Consider the following 1,510-nt stretch of genomic DNA (forward strand, 5'->3'; position numbering starts at 1 on the left):
CCTGAAAAGCCTCTTACAATCTCAGGAGGATTATGTTCATTAACATCTAGTGCTAATTCTTCCAAAGGATAGAGTGCTATTCTTGTGCCTTCATTCTTAAAAAAAATAATATCTGGATTGGATTCTGTCCCTCTGATTGAAGTGTCAAACCCCAATTGCTTGAAGAACTTGTGTGACTTTACAATGTCTTTTGTGCCCAGTGTAATGATATTTAATCTGTTCATCTCTTACTCCTTTATATCAAATTTTTTCCTTATCTCTTATGTAAGTATTCTGCCCTTTAGTTGAAGAAAACTGTTTAGTTCACAATTTATCCGTACTGCGCAGTAAATAAAGCTGTTTATTATCCTGCTTATTCAATAATAGCGCCATTTTCTTGAGGAAGCCTAGAGTTGAATTTTCAGTACAGCCTCATCCCACATTATTTCTCCTGTCTTCTTAAAACCAACATCCTCATATAACTTTAATGCTCTAACGTTTTCAGGCTCTGCACTGGTATAGAATTCAATGTTACCGTATGTATTCCTAATAAGAACTATCAATTTTATCACTGCTTCTTTACCATAGCCTTTTCCCTGATAGTTCTTATCAATCATTAACCTGCACATTTCCATACGTTGTGTTTCTGGATCTCTACCGTACATTAAAAAGCCAACCATTTTTTCTTTTGCGTATAATGCTAATGGATAATATCCTTCAACAAATTTTGACTGCAACAGAGAATAACAGTTATCTGCAACAAAAACCCTCTGATCGTCCGATACCGTTAAGCGAATACACTCTTCCCAATTATTTTTATCAATATCTTTAAACTGAATCGACATTATATCCCTTCTCCCATTATTTCAATTTACTTCCTTCACAATCTTTGTCTATTTTACATAAAGGCATAGTGGTTTCTTATTATATTATACTGCCCCTTTAGTACAATAAGTAATGTAATATTTCTTCTTTGGTTGAAGTACCGTACCATATAGTTATGAATTCCTATTTGTAGAAAAATGGAAACAAACTTACGAACAACACAGTATCGCTTTATCAAAAGCATCTTCTGGTACATATACTTTCCCATTCTCAATTTTATAAGGTATATCACTACTATCTAATTTATCTGTATCAACAGTTTCTAAGCTATCTCCCCATTGTATATATTCACCCGTATATTCCTTTTTGCATCCAATTGTAATAAATAAGGCTAAAAATAACATCATAAAATAAATTTGCTTCATATTCATAATCTCAACTCCAGTTAATGAAATAGACTACTAAATTTCATATTAACCTATTGTTTTTTATATAAGATTAATTTCCAAGTATACCTACCACACTTCTTTATACCTAAAATGTATAAAAATGACATATATACTTAATAGCTTTATTCACCTCCCTCAGTTTAATATGAATATCTCTCGAATGCTCACTTATTCGCAGGATTTCATAACCCTTTAAATTAGATTTATGGGTAATGGATATGAGTTCAGATCATTTTGGCTTCGTGAAGGCATAGTGA

Annotated in this window: 3 protein-coding genes; all 3 read right to left on the reverse strand. The window is 32.1% G+C overall.

Annotation, left to right across the window (positions count from 1 at the left end; translation table 11 throughout):
• A partial coding sequence (locus HU235_RS14265; protein WP_411828264.1) for a VOC family protein occupies positions 1-224 on the reverse strand: 224 nt, incomplete at its 3' end.
• A 162-nt stretch (positions 225-386) separates the two neighbouring features.
• Positions 387-824, reverse strand: coding sequence for a GNAT family N-acetyltransferase (locus HU235_RS14270; RefSeq protein ID WP_174880614.1), 438 nt, complete (start codon positions 822-824; stop codon positions 387-389).
• Positions 825-1,013: 189 nt separating this feature from the next.
• The gene (locus HU235_RS14275) at positions 1,014-1,229 is read right to left on the reverse strand and encodes a hypothetical protein (protein ID WP_174880615.1); all 216 of its coding nucleotides are present in this window, start codon (positions 1,227-1,229) and stop codon (positions 1,014-1,016) included.
• Positions 1,230-1,510: the final 281 nt, after the last annotated feature.

It is taken from the genome of Metabacillus niabensis, from assembly GCF_902829255.1.
Lineage (GTDB): Bacteria > Bacillota > Bacilli > Bacillales > Bacillaceae > Metabacillus > Metabacillus niabensis.

Excerpts from the sequence above, each read along its gene's own strand:
- HU235_RS14270 (WP_174880614.1), bottom strand. The coding sequence starts at position 824 with ATGTCGATTCAGTTTAAAGATATTGATAAAAATAATTGGGAAGAGTGT.
- HU235_RS14275 (WP_174880615.1), bottom strand. The coding sequence starts at position 1,229 with ATGAAGCAAATTTATTTTATGATGTTATTTTTAGCCTTATTTATTACA.